This window comes from Rarobacter incanus, assembly GCF_006715765.1.
GTDB lineage: Bacteria > Actinomycetota > Actinomycetes > Actinomycetales > Cellulomonadaceae > Rarobacter > Rarobacter incanus.
On record NZ_VFNV01000001.1, the window covers coordinates 979,304 to 1,004,443 of the forward strand.

General features: G+C 64.1%; 19 protein-coding genes and 1 pseudogene. 10 read left to right on the plus strand and 10 right to left on the minus strand.

Annotated features, from left to right (window positions below; all coding sequences use genetic code 11):
* Positions 1-88 precede the first annotated feature (88 nt).
* Complete coding sequence (locus FB389_RS10420; RefSeq protein WP_170207863.1) at positions 89-2,839, plus strand: hypothetical protein; 2,751 nt, start codon at positions 89-91, stop codon at positions 2,837-2,839.
* Positions 2,840-2,961: 122 nt separating this feature from the next.
* Here FB389_RS10420 and FB389_RS04180 read toward each other — a convergent pair whose 3' ends face one another.
* A complete protein-coding gene (locus FB389_RS04180; protein ID WP_142111505.1) occupies positions 2,962-3,432 on the minus strand; it encodes a DUF6912 family protein in 471 nt (156 codons plus the stop codon).
* Between FB389_RS04180 and FB389_RS10675 the strand changes: the two genes are divergently transcribed.
* Complete coding sequence (locus tag FB389_RS10675; RefSeq protein WP_246043512.1) at positions 3,325-4,026, plus strand: Rv3235 family protein; 702 nt, start codon at positions 3,325-3,327, stop codon at positions 4,024-4,026. The genes FB389_RS04180 and FB389_RS10675 overlap by 108 nt on opposite strands.
* A gap of 68 nt (positions 4,027-4,094) precedes the next feature.
* Here the strand turns inward: FB389_RS10675 and FB389_RS10975 are convergent, their stop codons facing one another.
* From FB389_RS10975 to mtrA, 7 genes and pseudogenes are all read right to left on the minus strand, one after another.
* Positions 4,095-4,448 carry an SEC-C metal-binding domain-containing protein gene (locus FB389_RS10975; protein ID WP_425467268.1) on the minus strand — a complete coding sequence of 118 codons (354 nt, stop codon included), beginning with the start codon at positions 4,446-4,448 and terminating at the stop codon, positions 4,095-4,097.
* 6 nt (positions 4,449-4,454) lie between these two features.
* Positions 4,455-6,950: pseudogene (gene secA, locus FB389_RS04185) on the minus strand (preprotein translocase subunit SecA); the annotation flags it as partial.
* 195 nt (positions 6,951-7,145) lie between these two features.
* Complete coding sequence (gene hpf, locus FB389_RS04190) at positions 7,146-7,781, minus strand: ribosome hibernation-promoting factor, HPF/YfiA family (protein WP_142111507.1); 636 nt, start codon at positions 7,779-7,781, stop codon at positions 7,146-7,148.
* A 146-nt stretch (positions 7,782-7,927) separates the two neighbouring features.
* Positions 7,928-8,689: a ComF family protein gene (locus FB389_RS04195; RefSeq protein ID WP_170207864.1), complete on the minus strand. Its 762-nt coding sequence runs from the start codon at positions 8,687-8,689 to the stop codon at positions 7,928-7,930.
* Positions 8,690-8,757: 68 nt separating this feature from the next.
* Positions 8,758-10,509 (minus strand): LpqB family beta-propeller domain-containing protein, encoded by a 1,752-nt coding sequence (locus FB389_RS04200; RefSeq protein WP_142111509.1) that lies wholly within the window; start codon positions 10,507-10,509, stop codon positions 8,758-8,760.
* Positions 10,506-12,248, minus strand: coding sequence for an MtrAB system histidine kinase MtrB (mtrB, locus tag FB389_RS04205; RefSeq protein ID WP_142111510.1), 1,743 nt, complete (start codon positions 12,246-12,248; stop codon positions 10,506-10,508). The genes FB389_RS04200 and mtrB overlap by 4 nt, the downstream gene beginning before the upstream one ends.
* Before the next feature lie 12 nt (positions 12,249-12,260).
* Complete coding sequence (gene mtrA, locus FB389_RS04210; RefSeq protein ID WP_142111511.1) at positions 12,261-12,956, minus strand: MtrAB system response regulator MtrA; 696 nt, start codon at positions 12,954-12,956, stop codon at positions 12,261-12,263.
* A 113-nt stretch (positions 12,957-13,069) separates the two neighbouring features.
* On the opposite strand from mtrA, the gene FB389_RS04215 reads away from it, so the two are divergent.
* The 5 genes from FB389_RS04215 (at position 13,070) to FB389_RS04235 (ending at position 18,706) form a co-directional block, all read left to right on the plus strand.
* Entirely contained in the window at positions 13,070-14,242 is a 1,173-nt protein-coding gene (locus FB389_RS04215) for a DUF7847 domain-containing protein (RefSeq protein ID WP_142111512.1), read from the plus strand.
* Positions 14,239-14,889, plus strand: coding sequence for a DUF4129 domain-containing protein (locus tag FB389_RS04220; RefSeq protein ID WP_142111513.1), 651 nt, complete (start codon positions 14,239-14,241; stop codon positions 14,887-14,889). The genes FB389_RS04215 and FB389_RS04220 overlap by 4 nt, the downstream gene beginning before the upstream one ends.
* 107 nt (positions 14,890-14,996) lie before the next feature.
* Complete coding sequence (locus tag FB389_RS04225; RefSeq protein ID WP_142111514.1) at positions 14,997-16,079, plus strand: DUF4350 domain-containing protein; 1,083 nt, start codon at positions 14,997-14,999, stop codon at positions 16,077-16,079.
* Entirely contained in the window at positions 16,076-17,314 is a 1,239-nt protein-coding gene (locus FB389_RS04230; protein WP_142111515.1) for an AAA family ATPase, read from the plus strand. The genes FB389_RS04225 and FB389_RS04230 overlap by 4 nt, the downstream gene beginning before the upstream one ends.
* A gap of 39 nt (positions 17,315-17,353) precedes the next feature.
* Complete coding sequence (locus FB389_RS04235) at positions 17,354-18,706, plus strand: DUF58 domain-containing protein (RefSeq protein ID WP_142111516.1); 1,353 nt, start codon at positions 17,354-17,356, stop codon at positions 18,704-18,706.
* 12 nt (positions 18,707-18,718) lie between these two features.
* Here FB389_RS04235 and FB389_RS04240 read toward each other — a convergent pair whose 3' ends face one another.
* Entirely contained in the window at positions 18,719-19,708 is a 990-nt protein-coding gene (locus FB389_RS04240; RefSeq protein ID WP_142111517.1) for a stage II sporulation protein M, read from the minus strand.
* Positions 19,709-19,776: 68 nt separating this feature from the next.
* Between FB389_RS04240 and FB389_RS04245 the strand changes: the two genes are divergently transcribed.
* The 3 genes from FB389_RS04245 to FB389_RS04255 all read left to right on the plus strand — a co-directional run bounded on the left by FB389_RS04245 (position 19,777) and on the right by FB389_RS04255 (position 24,332).
* Entirely contained in the window at positions 19,777-20,658 is an 882-nt protein-coding gene (locus FB389_RS04245; RefSeq protein ID WP_142111518.1) for an RDD family protein, read from the plus strand.
* Between the two features lie 439 nt (positions 20,659-21,097).
* Positions 21,098-22,507 carry a SpoIID/LytB domain-containing protein gene (locus FB389_RS04250; protein WP_142111519.1) on the plus strand — a complete coding sequence of 470 codons (1,410 nt, stop codon included), beginning with the start codon at positions 21,098-21,100 and terminating at the stop codon, positions 22,505-22,507.
* 745 nt (positions 22,508-23,252) lie between these two features.
* Positions 23,253-24,332, plus strand: a complete 1,080-nt coding sequence (locus tag FB389_RS04255) for a zinc-binding metallopeptidase family protein (protein ID WP_142111520.1) — start codon at positions 23,253-23,255, stop codon at positions 24,330-24,332.
* Between the two features lie 114 nt (positions 24,333-24,446).
* Here the strand turns inward: FB389_RS04255 and FB389_RS04260 are convergent, their stop codons facing one another.
* Entirely contained in the window at positions 24,447-25,133 is a 687-nt protein-coding gene (locus FB389_RS04260; protein WP_246043513.1) for a phosphocholine cytidylyltransferase family protein, read from the minus strand.
* Between the last annotated feature and the right edge of the window lie 7 nt (positions 25,134-25,140).

A 25,140-nucleotide genomic window follows, 5' to 3' on the forward strand; every position in this document is an offset into this window, starting at 1 on the left:
GACAACGGTGTCAGGAAATAGCCACCGTCGGGTAGATCCCACCGTGGGAAGGCTCCCGCCTCCCCCGATCGATTCGGAGTTTCCCTGCATGAAAACGCCCACGTCTCTGCCACCGCGCCGCAATCGGCGCGCTACATCTTTGCTTGCGCTTACGGCCGCCGGAGCGTTGTCGCTCGCTGCCCTAGCAGCCGCTCCCGGCGCCCTTGCCGCCGAGGCGGAACAACCCGCCACGTCCGCTAACTGGCTCGAAGGCTACTTCAACAACGTCGCGATCGGCGATAGCGGCTCAACCGCCGCGAATTTCGATGGCCTTGGCTATTACTTCCTCCGCGATTCGCAAGGCGCGCTGCCGACTAATACCCCGCTCACCATCGATGGGGAGGGCGGCACCGAGCTCTCGTACACCCTGGCGGGCGGAACCGAAGGCGCGGCCGACAACATCTCGATTGCGCCCGAAGATACGTTCACGATCGACAACACCTCGCTCGGCCTCGGATCCCTGGCCAGCACGAAAGCCACTCAGATCCGGCTGATAGGGGCAGGCTCCGGGGGCACCACCGAAGCGAGGGTGACCCTCAACTACGCCAGCGACAATAACGATGAGACATCGGATTCCTCCACGGAAACCTCCGTCAATCTATTCGACTGGTGCAGCCCCGGCGGAACAACCGATTCAACCAGCATCACCAATAAGTGGAACCGTTCGGGCGACAACCTCGGTTGCGGACTATCGGCCACCAAGACCCTGCACGTCGATGAGGGACGCGCCGTGGACAGCATCACTGTCAAGGTTCCCGTCCAGAATTCCTCGTGGCGCTTCCACATCTTCGCGATCGCGTCCGATGCCGTGGTTGACACCGATGCGATCACGCTGAAGTCGACATCCGGGGCCGCAACTATCGGCAATATCCCCGAAGGCAACAAATATTCAGATTCAATGGAATCACTGACGGCATCGAATACCGTGGCGTGGTCACAGGCACCCGACTCGGTCACCTACGTCTGGAGGGTCGCCGGAAAGACAGTTCAGGTTGGCCCATCAGACTCCTACGCCTTCCGGGCCGCGGATGCTGGTAAGTCGATTGTCGTATCGGCTGTCGCGAAGAAGAAGGGCTACGTCTCCGGCGCCGTGACCAGCGATTCGGTCACTATCGCGAAGGGCGATTTCACCTCCACCACGGACCCACAGTTGGGCGGAACAGCCCGCGTTGGCGACCAGCTAACAGCAACCCCCGGCGCCGTCACACCCACGGGGGCGACCGTGTCATACGCATGGTTTGCTGACGGCCAAGAGATCGCCGGCGCCAGCGCCTCCTCGTTGCTGTTGTCCGCGAACGAACTCGGTAAGAAGATTAGCGTCAAGGTCACGTACTCCAAAGCGGGTTTCAACGATTTGACGGCACAGGCAAGCATTGATGATCCCGTAGCCAAGGGCACGATCACAACCACGACGCAACCATCCATTGCGGGTTCGTTCACCACGGGCAGCCAGCTGACAGCGTCGGCGGGATCGTACTCCCCCACCGGAGTTACCGAGTCCCACCAATGGCTCGCGGACGGCGAGGAGATCGCGGGCGCCACGGCATCCACCTACACGGTCACACCAAATGATGTGAACAAGACCATCGGACTGCGAGTTACCGCTTCGCGCGACGGGTTCGAAGACGCAGTCGCGACCGTGTCTGGTGAGGAAGTCACCAAGGCTGACCTTGCCGCCACGGCGGATCCGACGGTCTCGACCAACCCGGCATTCGGCTCCGAGGTCGTCGTTTTGCCTGGAACATACGTCCCGGAATCGGCCGTCGAATCGTACGAGTGGCTGCTGGACGGCACCCCGATCGAGAACGCCGCCGGAGCGCAATACACGCCCAGCACGCAGGACATCGGCAAGGTCCTTTCCGTTCGCGTGACCGCAGCCGCAGACGGATACAACGCCTACGCAAGGGAGCTTGTTTCTGGCAAAATCGCCTTGGCCGAGCTCGCGGTCACCGTGGCGCCCAGTCTCACTCCAAAATCAGGCGTCATCGGAACCGCGGCTCGCGTCGTCCCCGGCACGTACGCCGCCGGAAGCGACGGCGCAGCGGCCGTGCAATTGTCCTACCAGTGGTCTGTGGATGGCGCGGACATCCCCAAGGCAACGACCGCAACGTACACCCCCGTTGCCGCGGATCTGGGAAAGACCCTGCGAGTGGTCGTCACCGCTACTTTGCCCGGCTACGCGGATAGCGTGACCACGCTCGAGGCAGGCAAGGTCTCGCGCGGCGCACTCGTTGCGGCGAAGGCACCGGCGATCACCGGATCGGTTGTCCGAGTCGGGCAAGCGGTGAAGGCAACGCCCGGGACATACAACGTCGCGGGCGCAAGCTACACGTACCAATGGCTGCGAAACGGTGCAGCCATCTCGAAAGCGACGGGCGCGACCTACACCCCTGTCGCCGCCGACTACAGGGCCGGGCTCGCTGTTCGCGTGACCGCCACTCTCAACGGCTACGCTTCGGTGACAACCGTCTCGGCGCAGCGCACCGTGGGGATCGGCATCATCAGCGTGAAGAAGAAGGCATCTCTGAAGGTCGGCAAGAAGAAGGCGATCAAGAAGAAGATCAAGGCTGGCAAGAAGGTCAAGGTAGTCAAGCCCAAGCTTTCGACCGGCGGCGTGAAGCTAACCTATCGCTGGTACGTGGGCAAGAAAAAGGTCTCCGGAAAGAAGGGCGCTAAGAAGACCTACAAGGTGACCCGCAAGGACGTCAAGAAGAAGCTCTTCGTGAAGATCACGCTGAAGAAGAGCGGCTACAAGACGGTGACGATCAAGACGGCAAAGACCGGCAAGGTCAAGCGGTAACGCTCCTCCCGAACTGGCGGTGCGACCCGAATGGCGGGTCGTCGGAGAATCGATCTCCGGCGACCCGCCATCGTCGTTCGTCGGTGGGTGCGCAGCCGCACATGCGCGCGGCGCCGGGTCGCCTACGGCGCGAGCGGAATGTCGCCCAGCTCAGATACGTCGTACCACAGGAGGTCAGCGCCCTCCAGCGCCCCGGCACCGTCATCACCGGCGATGGCCGCCGACCGCACTAGCCCGGCCGCCTGGGGCTCGTCTACGTGCGCGCACACCGCCGTGCATTCCAGGGGAGACGAGATCACCCCGATGAACAGGTCGCCCGCAACCGCGCCACTGTTCGGCGCTTCCTCGGCCTCCACCGTAAGCACCGCGCGCAAAGCGGGCGCGTGACCAGCGTCCCGGGCGATCGCCTCCAAGCTGAATCCCGCCGCGGCGTAGAGCGCTTGAAACTCCGCCTCTTCGCGGTCGTCAGCTGAATCGAAAGCAGCATGCGGATCGACCGCCGCGAACGGCGTCCCGGGTCCCACGGCGACCGAGTTCGGCGTAGGCCCAATTCCCGCGAGTTCGCCGATCGACCATGGCAGGTACATACGCATGCCCGCATTGTCGCAGCACCGCCCGCATGCACGGCAACGACGCGCCGAAGTTATCCACAGTTTTCGCTTAGCACCTCCCCAGCGGCGTCAAAACTTGCCATAATACCTAGCACCTGCTGTCCCAGCTTCGAGGAGACAACGTTGTCACGACCACGCCGCAGTCCGCAACCGAATCCCTATCCGCGTCGGTGTCGATGTGTCCCGACCGATCACGACGCACGCCGGTGCACCCACGTGCCCGTGCCGACTCCGCAGGCCCCCGCTGCCACCGGCATCGATCCTGGCCAGTTGGCGGCGCTGTCCGCCCTGAAGGCGGTCGAGGCGGTATACGGAGGGGCGTCGCTCAACGCGCTACGACCGGTGGTCCAATCATCCGTCCTACGGAGGCTGTCGCAGCGATGCAACTGGAGGGGGGAGGGACCGCCAGGGGTCCGCCCGATCATCAAGCTTGTCGGCCATCGGGCGTCGAGTCCCACAGCCAGCTGCCGCGAGGTGTCCGTGGCGGTATCAGTGGGCGCCCGCTGCCTGGCCGCCGCCGTCCGCGTCGAACAGATCAGCGGCCGCTGGCAGGTGAGCGCGCTGGAGGTGGGATAGCAAGCGGGCGGGGCGGGCGCCACATTTCGTGGTGCCCGCCCCACCCGTCGGCGAGTCATCGCCGGACGCTATGCCTCGTTACGACCGTGACATACCTTGTACTTCTTGCCGGAACCGCATGGGCACGGTTCGTTGCGTCCCGTTCCGGGATAGGTGCGCTTGTCGTCCGGGTTGGCTCCGGCGGCGCGACTCGTTTGCACCTCACCGTCCTCTCCGGCCGATGAGTATTCGAGCGGGACTGCCTTCTTCGGTTCGTCGAGGCCCTTGCCCACGAGCTTGGGTTTGCTGGCGGCGGTAACGGTCGCCTTGGACACGAATGCGGATGCCGTCGTGGTAACCGCTGGCCCGCCTTCGCCGTCCTCATCCTCTATCTCGAATTCTTCGATGCCCTCGACCTCTACCTCTACCTCGTCCTCCTCCACCTGCTGGACTTCGACCTTCAAGAAGAACAGGAACCCTACCGACTCCTCCTTGATCGCGTCGGTCATGGCCTTGAAGAGCTGGTAGCCCTCGTTTTGGTATTCAACGAGCGGGTCACGCTGGGCCATCGCCCGCAGGCCAATGCCCTCCTTGAGGTAATCCATCTCGTAGAGGTGTTCGCGCCACTTGCGGTCCAGTACCGACAGAACGACCCGTCGTTCCAGGTCGCGCATCGCTTCCGACCCGAGCTCCTCTTCGCGCTTGCGGTACTGGTGCTCCGCATCGGAGATGATCTCATCAAGCAGCAGCTTTGTTGTCAGGAGCTTCGGACCACCAGCCTGCTCGATGACCTCGTCGATCTCGATCGACACGGGGTAGACCGACTTCAGAGCCGTCCACAGCGTTTCCAGATCCCACTCGTCGGGCGCATCGGAAACGGTTGCGGCCTCAATGTACGAGGTGAGTACCTCGTGCATGAAGTTCTGCACCTCGTCCTGCATGTTGGCGCCAGCCAGCACCGCACCGCGTTCGCGGTAGATGACCTCGCGTTGGCGCGACATGACGTCGTCGTACTTCAGGACGTTCTTGCGGATTTCGAAGTTCTGCGCCTCGACCTGTGCCTGCGCGCTCTGAATGGCCTTCGTGACGATCTTGAATTCGAGAGGCATGTCGTCGGGGAACCCGGTGCGCTGCATGATCGATTCCGCCATACCCGATTTGAACCGCTTCATCAGGTGGTCTTCGAGCGAAAGATAGAACCGCGATTCCCCCGGGTCGCCCTGGCGTCCGGACCGGCCACGCAGCTGGTTATCGATGCGGCGGGATTCGTGGCGCTCGGTGCCGAGGACATAGAGCCCCCCAAGCTCGACGACCTCGTCGTGCTCCGCGGCAACCGATTCCTTGACCTCTTGCAGAACTTCCGGCCACCGAGCCTCGAATTCTTCGGGGGTATCGGCGGGGTCGAGACCCAAGTCCTTCATTCGGGCGTTGGCCAGGAATTCCACGTTTCCGCCAAGCATGATGTCGGTACCGCGTCCGGCCATGTTGGTCGACACGGTGACGGCTCCCTTGCGCCCGGCCATGGAGACGACCGCGGCTTCCCGCTCGTGCTGCTTGGCGTTCAACACCTCGTGACGGACGCCCCGCTTCTTGAGCATGTCCGACAAGAGCTCCGACTTCTCGACGCTGGTGGTACCGACGAGGACCGGCTGACCCTTCTCGTTGCGCTCGATAATGTCATCGACCACCGCTTCGAACTTCGCCAGTTCCGTCTTGTAGACGATGTCGGGCTGGTCGACGCGTTGCATGGTGAGATTGGTCGGGATGGGGACAACACCCAACTTGTAGGTGCTCAGGAACTCCGCGGCTTCGGTCTCAGCCGTACCCGTCATACCGGCGAGTTTGTCGTAGAGACGGAAGTAGTTCTGCAAGGTGATAGTCGCCAGGGTCTGGTTCTCGGCCTTGATCTGGACGCCTTCTTTTGCCTCGATGGCCTGGTGCATGCCCTCGTTGTACCGGCGGCCGGGCAAAACGCGCCCGGTGTGCTCGTCAACGATCAGGACCTCGCCGCGCGTGACGATGTAGTCCTTATCGCGGCGGAACAATTCCTTCGCCTTGATCGCATTGTTCAGGAAGCCGACCAGGGAGGTGTTGAGCGAGTCGTAGAGGTTGTCGATACCTAGCTGGTCCTCGACCTTCTCGATACCGGGTTCCAAAACGCCGACGGTGTGCTTCTTCTCATCGACCTCATAGTCGACATCCCGAGTCAAACGGCGGGCCACGCGGGCGAACTCCTGGTACCAGCGAATCTGATCGCCATCCGCGGGTCCCGAGATGATCAGCGGGGTGCGAGCCTCATCGATCAGGATGGAGTCGACCTCATCCACGATCGCAAAGTTGTGCCCGCGCTGAACCAGGTCCTCTTCGCGCCAGGCCATGTTGTCGCGCAGGTAATCGAACCCGAATTCGTTGTTCGTGCCGTAGGTGATGTCACACGCGTACTGCTCGCGGCGTTGCGCCGGATTCTGCTTGCTCAAGATGCACCCGGTCGTCAACCCCAGGAACCTGAACACGCGCCCCATGAGTTCACTTTGGTATTCGGCAAGGTAGTCATTGACGGTGATGATGTGCACGCCCTTACCGGACAGCGCGTTGAGGTACGCCGGCAACGTCGCGACGAGCGTCTTGCCCTCACCGGTCTTCATCTCGGCGATGTTGCCCTGGTGCAGGGCCGCACCACCCATGAGCTGCACATCGAAGTGACGCTGCCCGAGTGTGCGGCGCGCGGCCTCGCGCACTACCGCGAAGGCCTCGGCAGCTATGTCGTCGAGCGTTTCACCGTCCGCCAACCGGGCCCTGAAGCGATCAGTCTCCTCCCGCAGCTCCTCATCGGTGAGGGCCGTGAAGCTATCTTCGAGCGCGTTGACCTGTTTGGCTAGGGCGCTCAGCTTTTTGAGGATCCTGCCCTCACCCAGTCGCAGGACCTTTTCGAGGATTGCAGGCACGCATATCTCCTGGTGTCGTATGTTTCGCGGCAAGCGCCGCCGTCGCACAGCACAATGGCGCTATGCGTACCGGCCTATCTTAGACGAGACTTCTCAAAGAATCTCCCCGCAGCGACCCCATTTTCTCCAGAAGAGAAAAGCCTGGGGTGGCAACCGTATCGGCGCCACCCCAGGCCGGTTCCCTGGAGGTTCGTGCTATCCGCAGTTCGTATCCAAAGCGATCACGCCGTAGTCCCACCCGCGGCGCCGGTACGCCACCGACGGACGCGAAGTAGCGGTGTCAACGAAGAGGAAGAAGTCGTGCCCGACTAATTCCATTTCGTCGATCGCTTCCTCGACGGACATGGGCGATGCCTGATGCAGCTTGTTCCGGATGACCACCGGCGATCCCGAGACATGGAACTCGACGGCCTCTCCGTGCTCATGGGGCACCAAGTCATCGGCGGGCTCATCGGTCGCCACCGCGGGGACCTCGTCTAGCGGCGGCAGGCTCGCGGCAACCGCGTTGATTCCCTCGCCACGCCGGCGCGTCCTGGTCCGGCGGTCATGCGCGCGGCGAAGCCGCTCATTGAGCTTGTCGAGCGCCAAGTCGAGGGCCCCGTAGCGGTCGTCTGCCGCGGCCTCCGCCCGCACCACCGGGCCCTTGGCCCGCACCGTCAGCTCGACCTTCTCGCACACATCGGCAAGCCGGGGGTTGTTTTCGTGCGTCACTTCCACATCGATTCGCTGCACTCCCGGAGCCAGCTGGCCGACCTTCGCTAACTTATCTTCAGCGTGTCGGCGGAACCGTTCCGCTATATCCGTGTGACGACCAACGACGACGATCTCCATTTTGACCTCCGAGCGTGTGAGGTGCGCAGCGCGCACAGCTTCCAAGAAATCCCGCGGGCCACCAGGCCCCGGGGGTGTAACGTCAACACCTCCTGAATTCCCTGCGTAGGTTCACCAGCACCGCCACTTTGCGGTGTGATCCAAGACTAGCCGCTCTTGCTGAGCGATGCATACACCGACCCTCCGGGCGCGACTGCGCACGCGAGCACCACCGCGCCCACTACCCGCACATTCGCGCGCCCCAGCACCAGTTGGCATTCGCGCAGCGTCGCACCGGTGGTCACGATGTCATCGACCAGGATCACGTCGCGGCCCACCGGCAGCGCACCCGCGCGCACAGATACCGATCCCGCCTGGTTGCGGGCCCGGCCCGCAGCACCCAAGCCGACCTGATCCGCGCGCCTGTTGTGGGCGCGCAGCGCCGGGGCGCACCCCATCGCGCCCGCGCTGGCGACGTGGCGCGCCAGCGCGGCCGTCAGATCCGCTCCGCGCCGCCGAATGGTGGCGGGTCGAGAGGGAACGGGGACGGCCGCCAGCATCCGTCCCCCGCCCACGTGCGCGCGGGCTGCTTTCCCCGCGCGGACCGCAGCCAGCCCCAATAGCGCGTGCAGGTCGTGACGCCCGCCTTCCTTGGCGGCCAGAATGACCTCACGCGGCTCGTCGCGGTAATGACTCAGCGCCCACACGGGCATTGCGTGGCCGCCATCGGCCAGGTCCAGGCGTCCCGCGAACTGCTCGCAGCGAAATGGCTTGCGTTCCCACATCGCACGGCACGGGGCGCACAGTTGCGTGTCGTAGAGCCCGCATCCGGCGCACCTAACAGGCACCACGACGTGTCCAATCGCGGTGCAGATCGCGCGCCATGACGGACCCGCGCGCCGCTGGTCATCACCCGCAAACGTTCCCATAGCGAATTTGTACGCGACCAAGGGGCGGGCCTCGTCCATCCTTGTCCGCTGTGGAAAACAAGACGGTACTACCCCGGGTACGCGACCGCGGCGATCCCCGTTGCGGCCTGCCTCCAGCTCGCACCCGTGGCACTGCGCGACATCAAGACGCCGTCGGTGCGCAGCACGTACAGCGAACGGATGTCCCAGTCGCCCGCCAGGGCCTTGGCCTGCCCGACCGCGGGTTGCGCCTGGTTCGCGTCACCAAGCGGAGCCTCGAACACGGTCGCATCCGACGACGCGGCCCCATCGGACAGCACCGCCACGGTCGCTTCCCCAATCCAGGTGACGTCCTCGGCCCCCGCAATCCCGCCGCCCGCAACGATTCCCTGCACCAGCTGGCTGGGTGCGCCGCCGTCATCGCGCACGACGGCAGCGATATCCACTCGGGACGCCTCAGCTGAGTCCTGCGCCGAACGCGACACGATCGCGACCCGCGCGCCGTCGCGCGAGACTCGCACCGCCAACACCGAGCGTCCCTCCAGCCAGCGCGCGGCGGGCCGCACGGTCCCTGCCTGCGATATGGCAACTATCTTGCCGTTGGCGGCGGTCCACACCCACCCGTGCCGGTCGATGCTGGGATTAGAGACCGTCTTCGCCTTCAGCAACGGCGTTGCCCCCGCGGCGACCCCCGCCGCGCGGATCTGGTACAGCGCCCCCGCGCCGACGCGCACTATTGCGGTTCTGCCTCGCTGCACCCCGTCGGCGGCCTCTACCGCGAGGCCCGTCACTTTGCCGACGGTGATCGCCCCGAACGCATCGTCGGCATGGAAACCACCATCGCGGATCGACCCCAGGCGTCCGTCCTTGACGAGGCTCACGGAAACCCCGGCGGTCGGATCCCGCATCAGCGTCGCGGGGCTCACCGTCAGGTCGGTGGCGCCCGACATGATCCGCACGGACCTTACCTGCGGAACCTGGTAGAGCGTCTCCGCGAATTGGGCCATCATTTCCGCGCGCGCCGTGGCGTCCAAGGCAAGAATCGTCTGGTCAAGGTCGATCGCGACCTGCCCGTCGGCGTCGATTTGCACCGAGCCAGCGACGTTCAGCGCCGTCTTTGGCGGAATGGCCGTCGCCACGGCGTCCTGCAGCCACTGCGCAGGTCCTGCCAGCAGGCCTTCCGCAACGTATCCCGCCAGGTTCTTTACCGGGTACCAGCGGACATCGGGGACGAGGTAGGTGCGGTCCGGCGACAGGAACTGCAGCGCGACCCGGCGATGCGTGGACGTGAAGTTCGGCATCGAAATGAGGGTGCCCTCCGGGGATGTCGAAATCCGCCACTGCCCATCCTCGCGGACCATCCTCATCGAAACCACCTGTTCGGCGTCGGCGGATTCCTCTGCGAACTGCCCCGTGGAATCCACCCGCGCGGCGAGGGCGATTGGCCCGCTCACGTCGACGTACTCCGCCGCGGCCCCGCTCGCTGTGGTATCCGCCGGCGTGCCATCGGGACCGAGCGCGGAAAACGCCGGCTCGCCCGTGTACACAATCGTTTCCGTTCCCGGATCCCACGATTGCGCGCGGGCGCTCGTCAGGAACTCCTTGGCGACGCGGTAGTCGTCGTAGACGCCCACGGCCTGCGCCCGGATGAATCCGCGCGCGATGTCGAGCGGGGACGCGTCCTGCGTCGGCCCGTCGGCCTCGATGTACACGGTTTCGTTACCGGTGGCCGGCAGCGAGGCGGACATGACCGACCCCGATGTGGGGATGGAGGCACACCCCGCGAGCGCCAATGCCGCTAGGACCGCCAGCAACCCGCAGAGCGTTCTGCGCGCCATCATGCTTGTTCCTCCTGATCATCATCATCAGTGACGAGGGCCGCCGGCGCGGCTGCGTCGCCCGCAGCCGCGCCGTCGAAAACGGTCAGCGCCGTGCCAGGCAGGTAACCGCGCGCGTCGGCCTCGTCCCTGTCATGAGTCAATATCAGGGCGCGGCGCACGTTGCGCGAATGAGCGCTGCGCGGCAGTGTCAGCAAGAACGTCGCGCCCCGGCCAGGTTCTCCATCCACTTCCAAGGTACCCCCGTGCAGCAGTGTGTCCTCCAACGAGATCGATAGCCCCAATCCGGTTCCGCCAGTGGTGCGGGCGCGGGCCGGATCGGCCCGCCAGAACCGATCGAACACGCGCGGAAGATCGTCCGGCGATAGCCCGATACCGTGGTCTCGCACCCGGATGGAGACCGAATCGGGGGTGGCGCCTATGGCGACCTCGACCGATCCGGACAACGCGTGTTCGATGGCATTGGCCAACAGGTTGCGCACGATTCGCTCGAAACGGACGGTGTCCACCTCGCATACGACCCGGTCCACGGGAACGCGCAGGGTGACCCGCACGCCCATGCCGCGGGCCAACGGCATCATCTGCGAAATGACCGTGGTGATAGTTGCACCGATGTCGCGCGGCTCGGAATCGAGCTTCGCAGCGCCCGCATCGAAGCGGCTAATCTCAAGCAGGTCCGTCAGCAGCAGTTCGAAGCGATCGATCTGCTCCTTGAGCAGTTCGACTGATCGCCTCGCGGGCGCCGGAAAGTCGGTGCGGGAGTCGTGGAGTATGTCCGCCGCCATGCGGATCGTGGTCAGGGGCGTGCGAAGCTCGTGCGAGACGTCGGAGACGAAGCGGCGTTGCAGGTTCGACAGGTTTGCCAGCCGCTCAATTTGCTCTTGCAGGCTCGCGGCCATGGCGTTGAACGATTCTTCGAGCGCGGCGACCTCATCGGAGCCGTCCACCGGGATCCGTTCGTCGAGGTGTCCATCCGCGATCCTCTTGGCCGCGGTTGAGACGGTCACGATCGGACGCACCATCTGCCTCGCCACAAGCCACATGATCAGCACCAAGACAGCCGCGAGCGAGGCCAACGACGCCCACACCACCCGCTGGATGAATGTGAGTGTCCGCTGTTCTGGCTCCAGGGAATACACCAGATAGAGTTCGAACGAGCCTGCCAGCGGCACCTCGACCGACGATCCCACCACGACTCCCGGTTCGGCCCGGCCCGTGGCCGGAAGCGCCACCGACTGCCAGTGGGCTTCTTCGCGGTCGTTGGCGACGCTCGCCCGCAGTTCCGGGGTGATAACGGAACCGAGGTCGGGGCTCGATGAGACATCGTTGATGGTGGAGCCCGCGGCGGTGGCCGCCGGAGTCCGCCACAAGAAGACCTGCCGACCGTCGGCGGCAGACGATTGCAAGGTGCCGACCGTATCGGTGAGCAGTTGCTGGACCTGGGTACTGTTTGCCGCGGCCGAGGAGTTGAGCAGCACCTGGGTGTTGGCGATGCTTCGCGTGGCCTCCGTCAGGATTACTTGGCGCCGCTGGGAGACGATTCCGTCGCGAATCGTTGAGGCCATCAGCGCAGAAAGCACGGCGAGGGACAAGATGGTCATGACAACGACCGACGCGACGACCTTGGTTTGCAGGGACGAGCGCCACCTCTCCCCCAAGGCCGCGGCGATCCGCACGGCCATGCGCGACGCCCAGCTGTCGGGGTGATCGGTGCGCGCTACCACGTTATCGCCACGGGGCACTAGGCCGGCGGATCACCTGTGCGCCTCATCGGGGCTGGCGCCCGCCCTGTAACCGACGCCGCGAACGGTGAGCACGACCTGCGGGTTTTCGGGATCCAACTCCACCTTGGCCCGCAGGCGTTGCACGTGCACGTTGACCAGGCGAGTGTCGGCCGCGTGGCGGTACCCCCACACCTGTTCGAGCAGCTGTTCGCGGGTGAAGACCTGCCACGGCCGCCGCGCCAAGGCGACCAACAGGTCGAATTCCAACGGGGTCAGCGTCAGCGGCTCTTCGCCGCGCACGACGCTGTGCCCCGTGACGTCGATGGTCAGGTCAGCGACCTGCAGGATTTGGGTTGCGCTGTCCTCGCGGCGCCGCAGGCGCGTGCGAATGCGAGCGATTAGTTCCTTGGGTTTGAAGGGCTTGACGACGTAGTCATCGGCTCCCGCTTCCAACCCCGCCACGACATCGACGGTGTCCGACTTCGCGGTCAGCATGATGATAGGCACATCACTGAGCGCACGGATCCGGTGGCATACCGCGACCCCGTCCAGCCCTGGAAGCATGACGTCGAGAAGGATAAGGTCCGGGTGATCGTGTTCGGCGGCCTTGACCGCCGTCTCGCCGTCCCCCACCAGCAGTGGCTCGTAGCCCTCTGACCGCAGGACGATTCCGATCATCTCGGCCAGAGCCGCGTCATCGTCTACTACCAGAATGCGTGAAGTCATAGGCTTTAGTTTGCCACCTATGCCTGGAATCGTCGGCTGGGGCTCCGTGCGGCGCGCAGGAGCGTGTGGGAGCATATGCAGTGGTAACGATCGACACATTGGGGGTACGACACATGACCGAGCCCGGACCAGGCAGTTCAGAGCCGCCGCTTGGGGCTCCGCAGGAAGGCCAGCCCCAGTACGGCCAACCCCAATACGGGCAGTACGGCCAACCACAATACGGGCAGTACGGCCAAACCCAATACGGGCAGTACGGCCAACCCCAATACGGGCAGTACGGCCAACCCCAATACGGGCAGTACGACCCAACGCAACTGCCGACTCCGGGCCCGGCACAACCCGGCGCCGCGCGGCTCGGGGCGAAGCCCGGAATCATTCCGCTGCGACCGCTTTCCCTCGGGGAGGTCCTGGACGGCGCCTTCAACGCGGTACGCCGAAACTTCGCGACGACCATGGGGCTGACGCTCATCATCGTTGCGATTTGTGTCGCAGTGACGACTACAATCGGCACCCTCGCCATGCCCGCGATTTCCGCTCGGCTCGGCACCTGGACGTCCATGCTCGACGAGGGAGAAACCAGCATTGGCTCCCTCGGGTACCTAGACCAGCAGGGAATTAGCATGTTCTCGTCGGTCGGTGCCGCCCTCGCCGGGATCCCCATCACGGGGACGCTGGTTTACGCGATCGGGCAACTCGTTCTTGGACGAAAGATCACTGCGGGCCAGGTGTGGAGCCAGGTGCGGCCGCGACTGTGGGCGCTCGTAGGCCTGACCGCCATCACCAGCGCAATCATCCTGGTCATCGTCGCCGGACCGATCGCGATCATGGTCCCGATGCTCTCTAATGCGTCGGCGGGGTGGCTACTGGTGTGGGTTCCGCTGTACTTCGTCGCGCTCGTCGCGGCGGCCGTGGTGAGCGTGCTGCTCAGTTTTGCTCCCGCGGTGTTGATACTCGAGGAGGCCGGGGTGGTGGCCTCGGTGAAGCGCAGTTGGAACCTGGTCAAGACCCGGTTTTGGCCGATATTCGGCACGGAGGCGCTGGTCTATGTGATCGTGTCGTTCCTGTCGCAGATCATCGCGGTTCCGCTGGTGCTCGTCGCAACGATCGTCGGTACGCAAACTGGCAGCGCGCCAGCGTGGATCGTCTTGATGACAGTGGCCACGCTGCTGGCTTCCGCCATATCCGCGGTCTTTACGGCGTGCGTGAATTCGATTCTGTATGTCGATGTGCGCATGCGCAAAGAGGGCCTAGACGTCGAACTCGCGGATCAGGCGGGGCGCCCGTGAAGTTCGCGGTTCCCGTCACACCGGATGCTGCGACGGCACAAAAATGGGCGCGCGACGAATTGAGCCAGCCCATCTACAACGAGCACGAGGACCCACTGACGTGGCTCATGCGTAAGCTCTCAGAGTTTTTCTCCGAGCTGGTCAGCCGCGCCGGTGGCGGAACGTTGGGGCTGTGGCTCGTCGCCGGGGTAATTATTGCCGTCGTCTTGGCCGTCATCGTGATCGCTGGACCGCTGCGCACCATACGGCGCAAGACGCAAAGCGCCGCATCGCTGGACGACCGCACTGTGAGCGCGCGGGACCTGCGCGACGGGGCGCGCGCCGCGCTGCGCGAAGAAGACTGGAACCAAGCCATCATTCTCGGCTACCGAGCAATGGTTCAAGATGGGGTCGAACGAACGATCATTGTCGCGCCGACGGGCATGACCGCCCACGAGGCGGCCGAGCAGCTTTGCCCCGCATTCCCAGAATTCACGGCGGGCATTACCGCGTTCGCGACTCTGTTCGACGCGGTGTGCTACTCCGACCTGCAAGCCGACGCCCAGCAGGCACGATCGTGCGTGCAGCTAACGCTCGATGCGGCCGCTGCGCGGCCGCAGTGGCAGGACGACTCGGCCCACGACACCGCCGTGGAGTTGGTCCCGTGACGCTGCCGACCAGCACAGACTCGCCACCGCGCGCATGGACGGCAGCCCCTGTAACCCCTCCCGTGGCGGTGCGCCGAGGGCGGGCACCCCGCCTGTGGATCACGGTCGTGGTGCTTCTGATTGCGGCCGTCGCTATCGTCGCCGCATTGACCCCGCGCACGTCGAGCACCCCGTTCGCGCCCGACAATCCGAGTGCGACGGGCGGACGCGCGCTGGCGCAGGTTTTGCGCGCGCAGGGCGTGCAGATTCAGTACGTCACCACAAATGAAGAAGCACTATCGGCCCTGGCGAAAGGCGGCGCCGAGACGACCCTCCTGGTCGCGAAAGACTTCGGAATGTCGCGGTCGCAGGCCAAGGAACTGGCAGGCTCGTCCGCGTCGTCGATCCTCGCTATCGATCCAGGCCCCGAACTCATGGAGGCGCTGCTTCCCGGAACATCGGCTGGCGACTCCGGCGCCTACGGTGACGTGCTCCGCGCCGGATGCGATGACGCCGACGCGGTCGCCGCGCAGACCTACGGTCCGGCAGCACGTGGTCTGTCGACAACCGCCGACGGCGTCACGCGGTGCTTCGGGGCGGGCGGAACGTATTCCATGATCGTGGGCGGCGATAGCCGGGTCACGCTACTCGATGCGGCCGCACCGCTGACGAATGAGCACTTGGCGAGTAACGGCAACGCTGCGCTCGGCCTGCGATTGGCGGGTAAGCACCGAAGCCTCGTGTGGATGGTTCCCGATATGCTCAAGATGCAACAGGGGGCGGCGGACTCGTCCATCGTCGCGACCCGGCCATGGCTGATCTCAACGCCTTTTGCAGCCTTCCTGGCAGTGCTGCTGGCGGCGCTTTGGCGCGGGCGACGCTTCGGGCCGTTGATCGCCGAACGGCTCCAGGTCGTTGTCGGACCTGAGGAAATCGCGCGCGGGCGTGCGCGCATGTACCGTTCATCGCGAGACTATGAACACTGCGCTGCGCTGTTGCGGGCGGCGACGCTGTCGCGGATATCCGCGCAGGGCCTGGTGCCGCGGGGAGCCCACCGCGAGCAAGTGGTACAGGAACTCGCCAGGGCCAGCACCATTCCGGCGCAGTGGATCGACGCGATGTTCTACGGGTCGGCTCCCGGATCGCCAAACGAACTGCAAGAACTAGCAAACCAACTGCAACAACTCGAAAATGAGGTGCGCAAGCTATGACGAACGATGGATTTGGCCCCGCGGACAATCACTTCGCCAACGCACAATCCGCGGCAGTCGAGGACGCCACCGGCAAAGACCAACGGTTCGGTCCAGCCCCTACCGGGGCTGCGGCCGGGCCTGATCCTGCGCCTGCGGCCGGGGCCGCGCCTGACCCTGTGCCTGCGTCCGGGGCGGGAGTGGGGGCTGCGGGCGGGGCCGCGCCTGACCCTGACCCTGCGCCTGCGCCTGCGTCACCCCCGACCCGGAGCTCCCTTGCCCGCGAGCGCGCGGCCGAGGACGAGTCGGCCCTCGTGCGGGAACGCCTCGCGGCCGTGCGCACAGAGGTCGGCAAGGCAGTCGTTGGGCAAGACGGGGCGGTGACGACCCTGCTCATTGGCCTGCTGACGCGCGGGCACGTGCTCCTTGAGGGGGTCCCCGGGGTCGCGAAGACGCTCCTGGTGCGCGCGCTTGCCCACAGCCTCAGCCTGGAAACCAAGCGAATACAGTTCACGCCCGACCTTATGCCCGGAGACGTGACCGGATCGCTCATATACGACTCTCGGTCGGCGGAATTCTCGTTCCGTCCTGGGCCCGTTTTCACCAATTTGCTCTTGGCAGACGAAATCAACCGCACCCCACCGAAGACTCAATCGGCGTTGCTCGAGGCGATGGAGGAACGCCAGGTGACCGTCGATGGCGAGCCACGCCCATTGCCCGACCCATTCATCGTCATTGCGACTCAGAACCCCATCGAATACGAGGGCACCTACGCCCTGCCGGAGGCGCAACTCGACCGGTTCCTACTCAAGGCGACGTTGCCGTTGCCGGCCCGCGATTCCGAAACCGAGATACTCGCGCGGCATGCAGCGGGGTTCAACCCGCGTGATCTCGATGCCGCCGGGGTGCAGCGGGTGGCGGGTCGCGACGATTTGGCCGCCGCCAGGACCCAGATCGATCGGGTGGCCGTCCACCCCGCCGTCATCGCATACATGGTCGACATTTGCAGGGCGACGCGCAACTCGCCCTCGATAGCGCTCGGCGTCTCGCCACGCGGCGCAACGGCACTGCTCGCGACATCGCGCGCGTGGGCTTGGCTAGTGGGACGCAATTTCGTGACCCCCGATGACGTCAAGGCGCTGACGCATGCGACCCTGGCGCACCGCATCTCCTTGCGACCGGAATCTGCGATGGAGGGGGTCACGGTCGATTCCGTCCTGTCAACGATCCTGAACTCGATTCCGGTGCCGCGCTGATGGTGCGGGCGTCAATCGACCTATTGCCGGGAATGCGACATGGTCATTAGCGGGCGGCTGGTTCTCTTACAGCTGCTGGGAATCATCCCGGCGGTCATTTGGCCGACTCCAAACGTCGTCTTTGGTTGGTTCGCGGCGGTGGTTGCGCTGGGCATTGTCGATGCCATGGCGGCCGCTTCCCCAAAGAAGTTGCTGGTCAAACGCAACGAACCGGTTGCAACCCGCGTCGGCCAGCACACGGAATCGCAGATCGTATTGCGGAACCCCACCTCGAGGCGGTTGCGGGCGGTTGTTCGCGACGCCTGGACTCCCTCGGCCCACGCCGCCGATTCGCGCCACCGCGTTGCGCTGCGGCCCGGGGACGGGGCTCGCATAGCGACGGGCCTGCAACCGACGCGCCGGGGAATCCTGGAATCCGGGCCTGTCGTTGTCCGCTCTTACGGTCCGCTGGGGTTGATTGGGCGCCAGCGCAGCCTGCCCGTGACATCGCAGGTGCGAGTCCTGCCCGCCTTCCACTCGCGGCGGCACCTGCCTAGCAAACTAGCCCGGCTGCGCGAACTGGATGGGCATTCTGCGGTGCAGATCCGCGGCGAGGGGACGGAATTCGATTCGCTGCGGGAGTACGTCATCGGCGATGATGTGCGCTCCATCGACTGGCGCGCGTCCGCCAGGCGCGCCGACGTCGTCGTCCGCACGTGGCGGCCCGAACGCGACCGTCGCGTCTTGATCATTGTCGATACGGGACGGACGAGCGCCATGCGAACCGAAGACGGGACCCGACTGGAGGCGGGTATCGAGGCGACTCTGTTGCTGTCTGCGTTGGCAGCGCACGCGGGAGATCACGTCGAGGTCCTGGCCTTCGACTCCGCGCGCCGCGCCGCGATCCACACCGACACAACCCACGACGTGCTTGCGACCGTGGCCAATGGCCTGATGTCGCTGGAGCCTGCGCTGGTCGAGACGAACTGGGAAAAGGTCGCGGGTTGGGTCGCGCAGCACCACCGGCAGCGCTCTCTTGTGGTTCTGGTGACAGGTTTGGAACCTGCCCCACTCGAAGCGGGGCTGCTGCCGGTCATCGGCCACTTGACGCGCCGGCACACGGTGATCCTGGCGTCGGCGACGGCGGGAGGTGGGCCGAAGGCCGCGGGTGGTGACCCTGCTACGGCAGCGCCGAAGGAAGCCCTCCCGGCATCCTCGGACGCATTTGTGTCCAATGCCTTTGTGCCCGACGCATTCGATACGGCAGCGAACGCGCGATGGGAGTTGGATCGAGCGGGAGTATCGGCGCAGTTGCAACAAGCCGGGGTGCATGTTGTCGATCGTCCCGCCTCGGACCTGGCGTCAGCGCTCAGCGACCGCTACCTCGACCTGAAATCGATGGGTGAACTGTAGTAGCGGGGTCTTTCACCCGGCGTAAGCAACGCTATACCCGGCCTCGTCCTGCCGCAGGTCCCCCGTCTCGCCGCGCTTGATTGCCCGGCGCCCAAATATCGCGATGTACGCCACGACCGCCCCAAATACCGCGGAACCGATAACAATCTTGGCCCAGGTGGGTAACGCGGTCCCGGTGACGAATCCCTCGACGATGCCGGACAACAGGAGCGTGCAAGACAGCCCGATCGCAACCGTAAACAGTGAGCGGCCTTCCTGTGCCAGCGCCAGGGATCGCGGCCGCGGTCCCGGATCGACGATGGTCCAAAAGAGCTTCAAACCAGCGCCGCCGGCCATGAAGACGGACCCTAATTCCAGGAGCCCGTGCGGAGTGATGAGCGAAAAGAAGGTTCCGAGTTCTCCGTATGCGGCCATGAGTCCCGCAACGGCACCGATATTGACCGCGTTCTGGAAAAGCGCCCAGATGGGCCACAGGCCGGTAATCCCAAAGGCAACGCATTGCGTGGCGATCCACGCGTTGTTTGTCCACACCTTAGAGGCGAACCCAAACCCGGGCTCGTAGTAGCTAGCGAATTGGTTATAGACGTAGTTTTCTCGTTCTTGCGCGCTTCCGATCGAGGCCAACCCTTCGGGAGTGTTTGCAACCCAGATCGCGACGATCACGGCAATCGCGCTCACGCCCACGGTAACGGCTAGGGTCCACCAGCGGACCCGGTACATCGCCGCGGGCAAAGACACCGCGAAGAACCGGGAAACATCGGACCAGGTGGCGCTCCGCGATCCGGCGATGCGCGCGCGGGCCCGCAAGAGCCGTTCCGATAGTTGCGTAATTGTTCCCGGGTCCGCGGCCCGCGAACGAACCACCGACAGATCCGTGGCGACCTGTTGATAGAGAGACACCAATTCATCCGACTCACGGCCGGTCAGGCGCCGCGACTTCGCAAGCACGTCCAGTCTTTCCCAACGCGGTTTGCGCACGGCAATGAAGGCGTCCAAATCCATGACTTAACTTTGACACATGCGTCCGTCTCTCAGCGCGCCCCAGGCATGCGCCGTGCCACAATCGATGCATGCCAGTACGCACCGAGCCAGCGCCTAGTCTCGACGATTCTCACGCTGCGTCACTCGAAGGAACGGTCCTTGCGGAGGGGGTCGTCGCTGATTCCCGCCCGGTATCATTCGCCGTCCGGATGGTTTCGGGCGCGATAGATGGCCTCGTCCAAAGCGCGGTCTTTTTTATTCTCCTGTGGGCGTTATGGGCATTTGTCGCCGCCAGCCAGGGAAACTTCGATGGCGACGCCGCTTCCATCCTCATAATCGTCTTCACGGTGCTGGCACTTGTAGCCGTTCCTGCTGGAGTCGAAACGATGACGCGAGGGCGATCCCTCGGGAAGCTGGTTATGGGAATACGGGTCGTGCGCGACGACGGCGGCCCGGTCCGATTCCGCCACTGCCTCGTACGCGCGCTGACCGGCGTATTCGAGTTGTGGTTCACCTTCGGTTCGGTCGCGACCGTGGTCGCATTCTTCAATTCCAAGGGAAAGCGCATCGGCGATCTGTTGGCGGGAACCTACGCCATACGCGTGCGCGGTGCTCGCATCGCGACGCTGCGCCTCCAAGTGCCACCAGATCTGGCAATGTGGGCGTCGCATTCGGATATGCGCCCCCTCCCAGATTCCGTCGCGTTGGCGGCCCGCCAGTTTCTCTCGCGCGCAGGGCAATTCACTCCAGACGCCCGAATGCGGCTCGCGCAACAAATCGCGGCTTCACTCGAACCGTACGTCGCTCCCGGGCCTCCCGCCGGCACCCACCCGGAGGCCTTCATAGCGGCCGTACTGGCGACCCGCATGGAACGCGACCTGGCCCGCGCAACCGCGCAGGAACACATGGCGGTGCAGCGCCGCGAACAGCTCTCGCGCCTCCCTTTCGGAATCATCGATGCCCCCAAATAGCGCATCCGCCGGTCGGTTCGCTGATCGCGCGATTCGGACGGCGGGGGTCTTCTAGGCGTTGCCGCTACCGAGCATTCGGCCACAAGCTCGCGCTCGCGCCGCCACCGGGACACGCAGGGCGCGCCGACGCTACCGAGCATTCGGCCACAAGCTCGCGCTCGCGCCGCCAAAGCGGTGCCTCCACCGACCACCCCCACTCTGCTGCGGCACCACGCACTCGCGATAGCACGACCCCGGCGCAGGCTCGGGGAGCACTGATCCTCGTCCGCCCCGAGACCGGGTTGCCGGATCGACACGCCGCCGACCTGTGACTAGTGTTGCTTGTGTTACATATGTTCCTGCAGGCGTTGGATCGGGCGCGGCAATGTCGCCACGCTTTGAGCAGCGACAAAAGCACCGGAGATGAATCATGCACCCGTTTACCCCCATGCGTCGTATCGTGGCCACCACTCTAGTTGTCGTGCTTGCGGCGGCGACCGGTGCCACAGATTCGGCGGCCGCTGGCGCAGCGGCGAGCGGCCCCTCCACGAAGTCAGGTTTGGCTCTCGATCTCGCTCGAAGGACCGTTGGCGACGATGCGGCTACCCAGGCCGTGCGCAAAAAGCGCGCAGCGAAGTCATTTCGGATTACGGGGGCAGGCTACGGACACGGCGTAGGCATGTCTCAATACGGGGCCTACCAACTGGCGCGGCAGGGAAAATCCGCCGCGAAGATTCTGCAGTATTACTACAAGAACACTTCGGTAGAGGCAGTCAAGGTTCCCCGGACCATCTCGGTCCAGGTATTCGGTCCCGAACCTTACGCCTTTAGCGGCTATGCCGACCGGGCCCGCGTCACAACCGTGAGCGTGCGGAAGGGTGAATGGCGACTCGTCGATCGCGACGGTGACATCATCTACCCGCGCGACGGCGTCGCTAGCAGGAAGCTCTCAGTGCGCTTCAACGCTACGGGAACAAAGGTACGCGCAACCGTCTATGCCGGATCGAAAAAGAAAGAGTCCTTCACCGCGCGGGAGATCCGTTTCCAGTGGACCGGGACAGAATCACTCGAAGGAAGTGACGCCGTGGCCGTGGTGCAGGGGGCGAACGGCACCTATCGGCACGGAGAACTAGTCGCGACTTCCATTCGCAAGCGGATCAATATAACGAATCGGCTCGCGTTGACGCACTACCTCTACGGCATATCAGAGATGCCGTCACTGTGGGGCACCGATGCGAATCGGGGCATCGCGGCGCTTTCCGCCCAAGCGATCACCGCTCGCAGCTATGCATTGGTGCGCATGCGCGTGTCAGCATCAGCTCCCGCGGGCAAGCTGCGCAAGGGCTGCAATTGTCATCTGGTCGATGACGTGCGGGATCAAAATTACACCGGATGGAAGAAGGAGGGAGAGAAGTCCGCGAATACCAATGTCGGCAGGCTGTGGACTTCCGCAGTCGATTCGACGGTAAACAAAGACGGGGAACAGGTGCTGCTGTACGCCGGGAAGCCGATCGCTACGTACTATTACTCGTCCTCCGGTGGGGCAACCGCGAACGTCGGGGACGTTTGGGGTGGTTCCGTTCCCTATCTTCGCTCCGTCCCGGACAAGGCAAGCCTGTCCGCGCCCGGTAACAGGATGAAGAAATGGAAGCGAACGGTACCCGCCCGCACCGTCGCCGCAGCCTTCGGCCTGAAGTCAGTGGTCAGCGTCAAGGTCATCCGCCGGTACAAGTCGGGCCAGGTAAAGACATTGCTCGCGACATCCCCCAGCGGCAAGCGAGTAAAGCTAACCGCGAAATCCGACCAGTTCCGTTCCCGCCTCGGATCATTGCCGTCTGCCTGGATATCCTCCCTCAAGCCCGGATATTGATTCGAGGCGCGATAGCGGCCACCTCCGCCGGCTGCGATCCGTTGTGTTAGAAGCGGAAAGGAGCACGTTGTGGTGCTTTGTGGCGAACTCATTGACGGGGATGCGGGGCCGGATTCTGCGGGTGGGGGGTGGCCACGCGGTTGTGGAGGCGAGGCTGAGCGGCAGGGCGAGCGGTAGGTGTCACAAACTGCTCGTTGTGGACGCGTATGTGGACGCGATCTGTGACCGTGCTGCTGGTGGGGCCGGTGGCTGGCGGCTGTGCGCTGTGGCGGCGTGACTTTACCTGTCACCTATCCGTGCCGCAGTCCCCCGAGCGCAAGGAACGACCCGTAGGCTCGTAGGCTCGTAGGCTCGTAGGCTCGCAGGCTCGCAGGCTCGCAGGCCCGCAGGCTCGCAGGCCCGTGGGTTCGTGGGTTCGTGGGTTCGTGGGTTCGTATGCTCGTATGCCCACGGCCCCCCTACTCGGGCTATCGCGGCGCGCTCAAACGCGCAGCCGCAGTGGTAGGTGAAGCCACGATCCCGGTCGGAAGCGTAACCAAAGTCGAGACTGTGAATGCGACTGCGAGTATGACAGGGCTCCGATAGCACCACTGCCACCAACATGACCACCACCGCGATAGCACCACTGCCACGAGCATGACGAAACTGCGGCGGCAAGTGTCCCATCGCACCGATAACCGATTCCGCGCGCGGGAAGGAATGCAGGGTGACGAAGCGCTTGACCAAGTACAGGTAGGCTCGATACGTGCGAGTCTTTTCATGTTCCCGCTGCGGGAGTCTTGTCAATTTCGAAGATGCCAGGTGCCTGACCTGCGGTGCGGCGCTAGGGTATGTTCACGGCGTCGACCGTATGCGCGCTCTCGGAACGGACGGGCAGGCTACGTGGGCGGGTGCCCAGTGGCGCCGCTGCGCGGAATCCGACGGCGGTTGCAATTGGCTCGTTCGCACATCGGACCCGGATCCTGAATGCGCCGCATGTCGGCTGATTCGCCGCCGACCCGCCGATAATGACGAAACCGGTCAGGGGCTCCTATCTCAGGCGAAAGTCGCGGAGCGCAGGCTCCTGTTCCAGCTCCTCGAGCACTCTCTCCCGATCACCTCAGCCCGCGAAGCCGAGGGAGGGCTAGCATTCGATCTTCTATCGTCCACTTCTGAGGGTGAGAAGGTGGTGACCGGCCACGCCGACGGGATCGTCACCATTGACTTGGACGAGGTCGGGGACGCCTACAGAGAATCGATTCGCGTTGAGTTCGGCGAGCCATATAGGACGATGCTCGGTCACTTCCGCCACGAAATTGGGCACTACTACTGGCAAGTTATCGTCGCAGACTCCCCCGTGATTGACGAGTTCCGGGACATCTTTGGTGACGAGCGCGAATCGTACGCCGATGCGATCGAGCGCCACTACTCCGAAGGCACTCCCCCGAACTGGCAGGACAATTTCATTTCGGAATACGCCACGATGCACCCATGGGAAGACTTCGCGGAATCCTGGGCCCATTACCTGCACATCACAGATACACTGCAGACGGCAGCATCGTTCCGGATGCGCCTTGGCGGGCTAGTCGGCGACAAGTTGGCCGATTCGCTCAAGGGAACCTTGACCACCGCGCCGGATCTGTCCATGACCGGATACCACAACGTCGATTTCGGACGGATCCTCGATACCTGGCACCCGCTCGCGCTTGCGTTCAACCAAATCAACAGGTCCATGGGCAAGGCAGATTTGTACCCTTTCGTCATTCCTGCACCAGTGCGCAAGAAAATGACATTTGTGCACGAGGTTATCGGCGCCTATGTCCGCTTGCACCAAACGGAGCAGTAAGCCTAAAACCAGCCAAGGGACCGCGCGCGACACAACGGTGTGCTGCAGAGCAGCAACCGTTGAACCGATCAGTCGGCAGGTCCACGCGCCGTGCGCCAAACACGCGGCGCGGAATTAGGAAACGTGCTCGTTCGCCCGAATCAAGTCTTCGGCGAAGTCGACCTCGACCGCATAAAGATCGGAAATGTCCACGGGAGTCACCTTCATGCCGTCCTTCTCGATTGACAATTCGATCCCTCCCTCGAAGTATTCCTGATCCGCAACCTCTTCGAGGCGCTTAATAAGGGCGGCCTTATCGCCGCTTCCCACGTAGTTGATGCCGATTGCTTCTCCCAATCCGCCGACGACCTGCTTCGATAGCTTCGCGATGAACCCATCGGCGTCAACGGTGTACTTGACTTCTTCCTCGGCTACCTGAGAGGTGTTGACCGCAACGACGGATTCATCGCGCTCAATGTAAGGACGGAGGCGTTCAAGGATCGCCGGGTCGAAGACAACGTCGCCGTTCATCCACAACAGCCCGCCGGGAGCACTTGCCCGCAACAGCCGCATCAGCGACTTGGAGGTATTTGTGCGGTCGAACTCCTCATTATAAACGAATACGGCCCGAGGGTGTGACTCCATGATCATCTCGAGCTTGAATCCCACAACGACATACACCTGTGCATCCGGGAAGACCTCCGCGATGTTACCGAACTGCTGACCCATGATGGTCCGGCCATCGTTGAGCGGTGTCAACGACTTAGGGAACGGTTTACCCAAACGAGTTCCCATACCAGCAGCCAGAATTCCAACCTGCATATGCCTC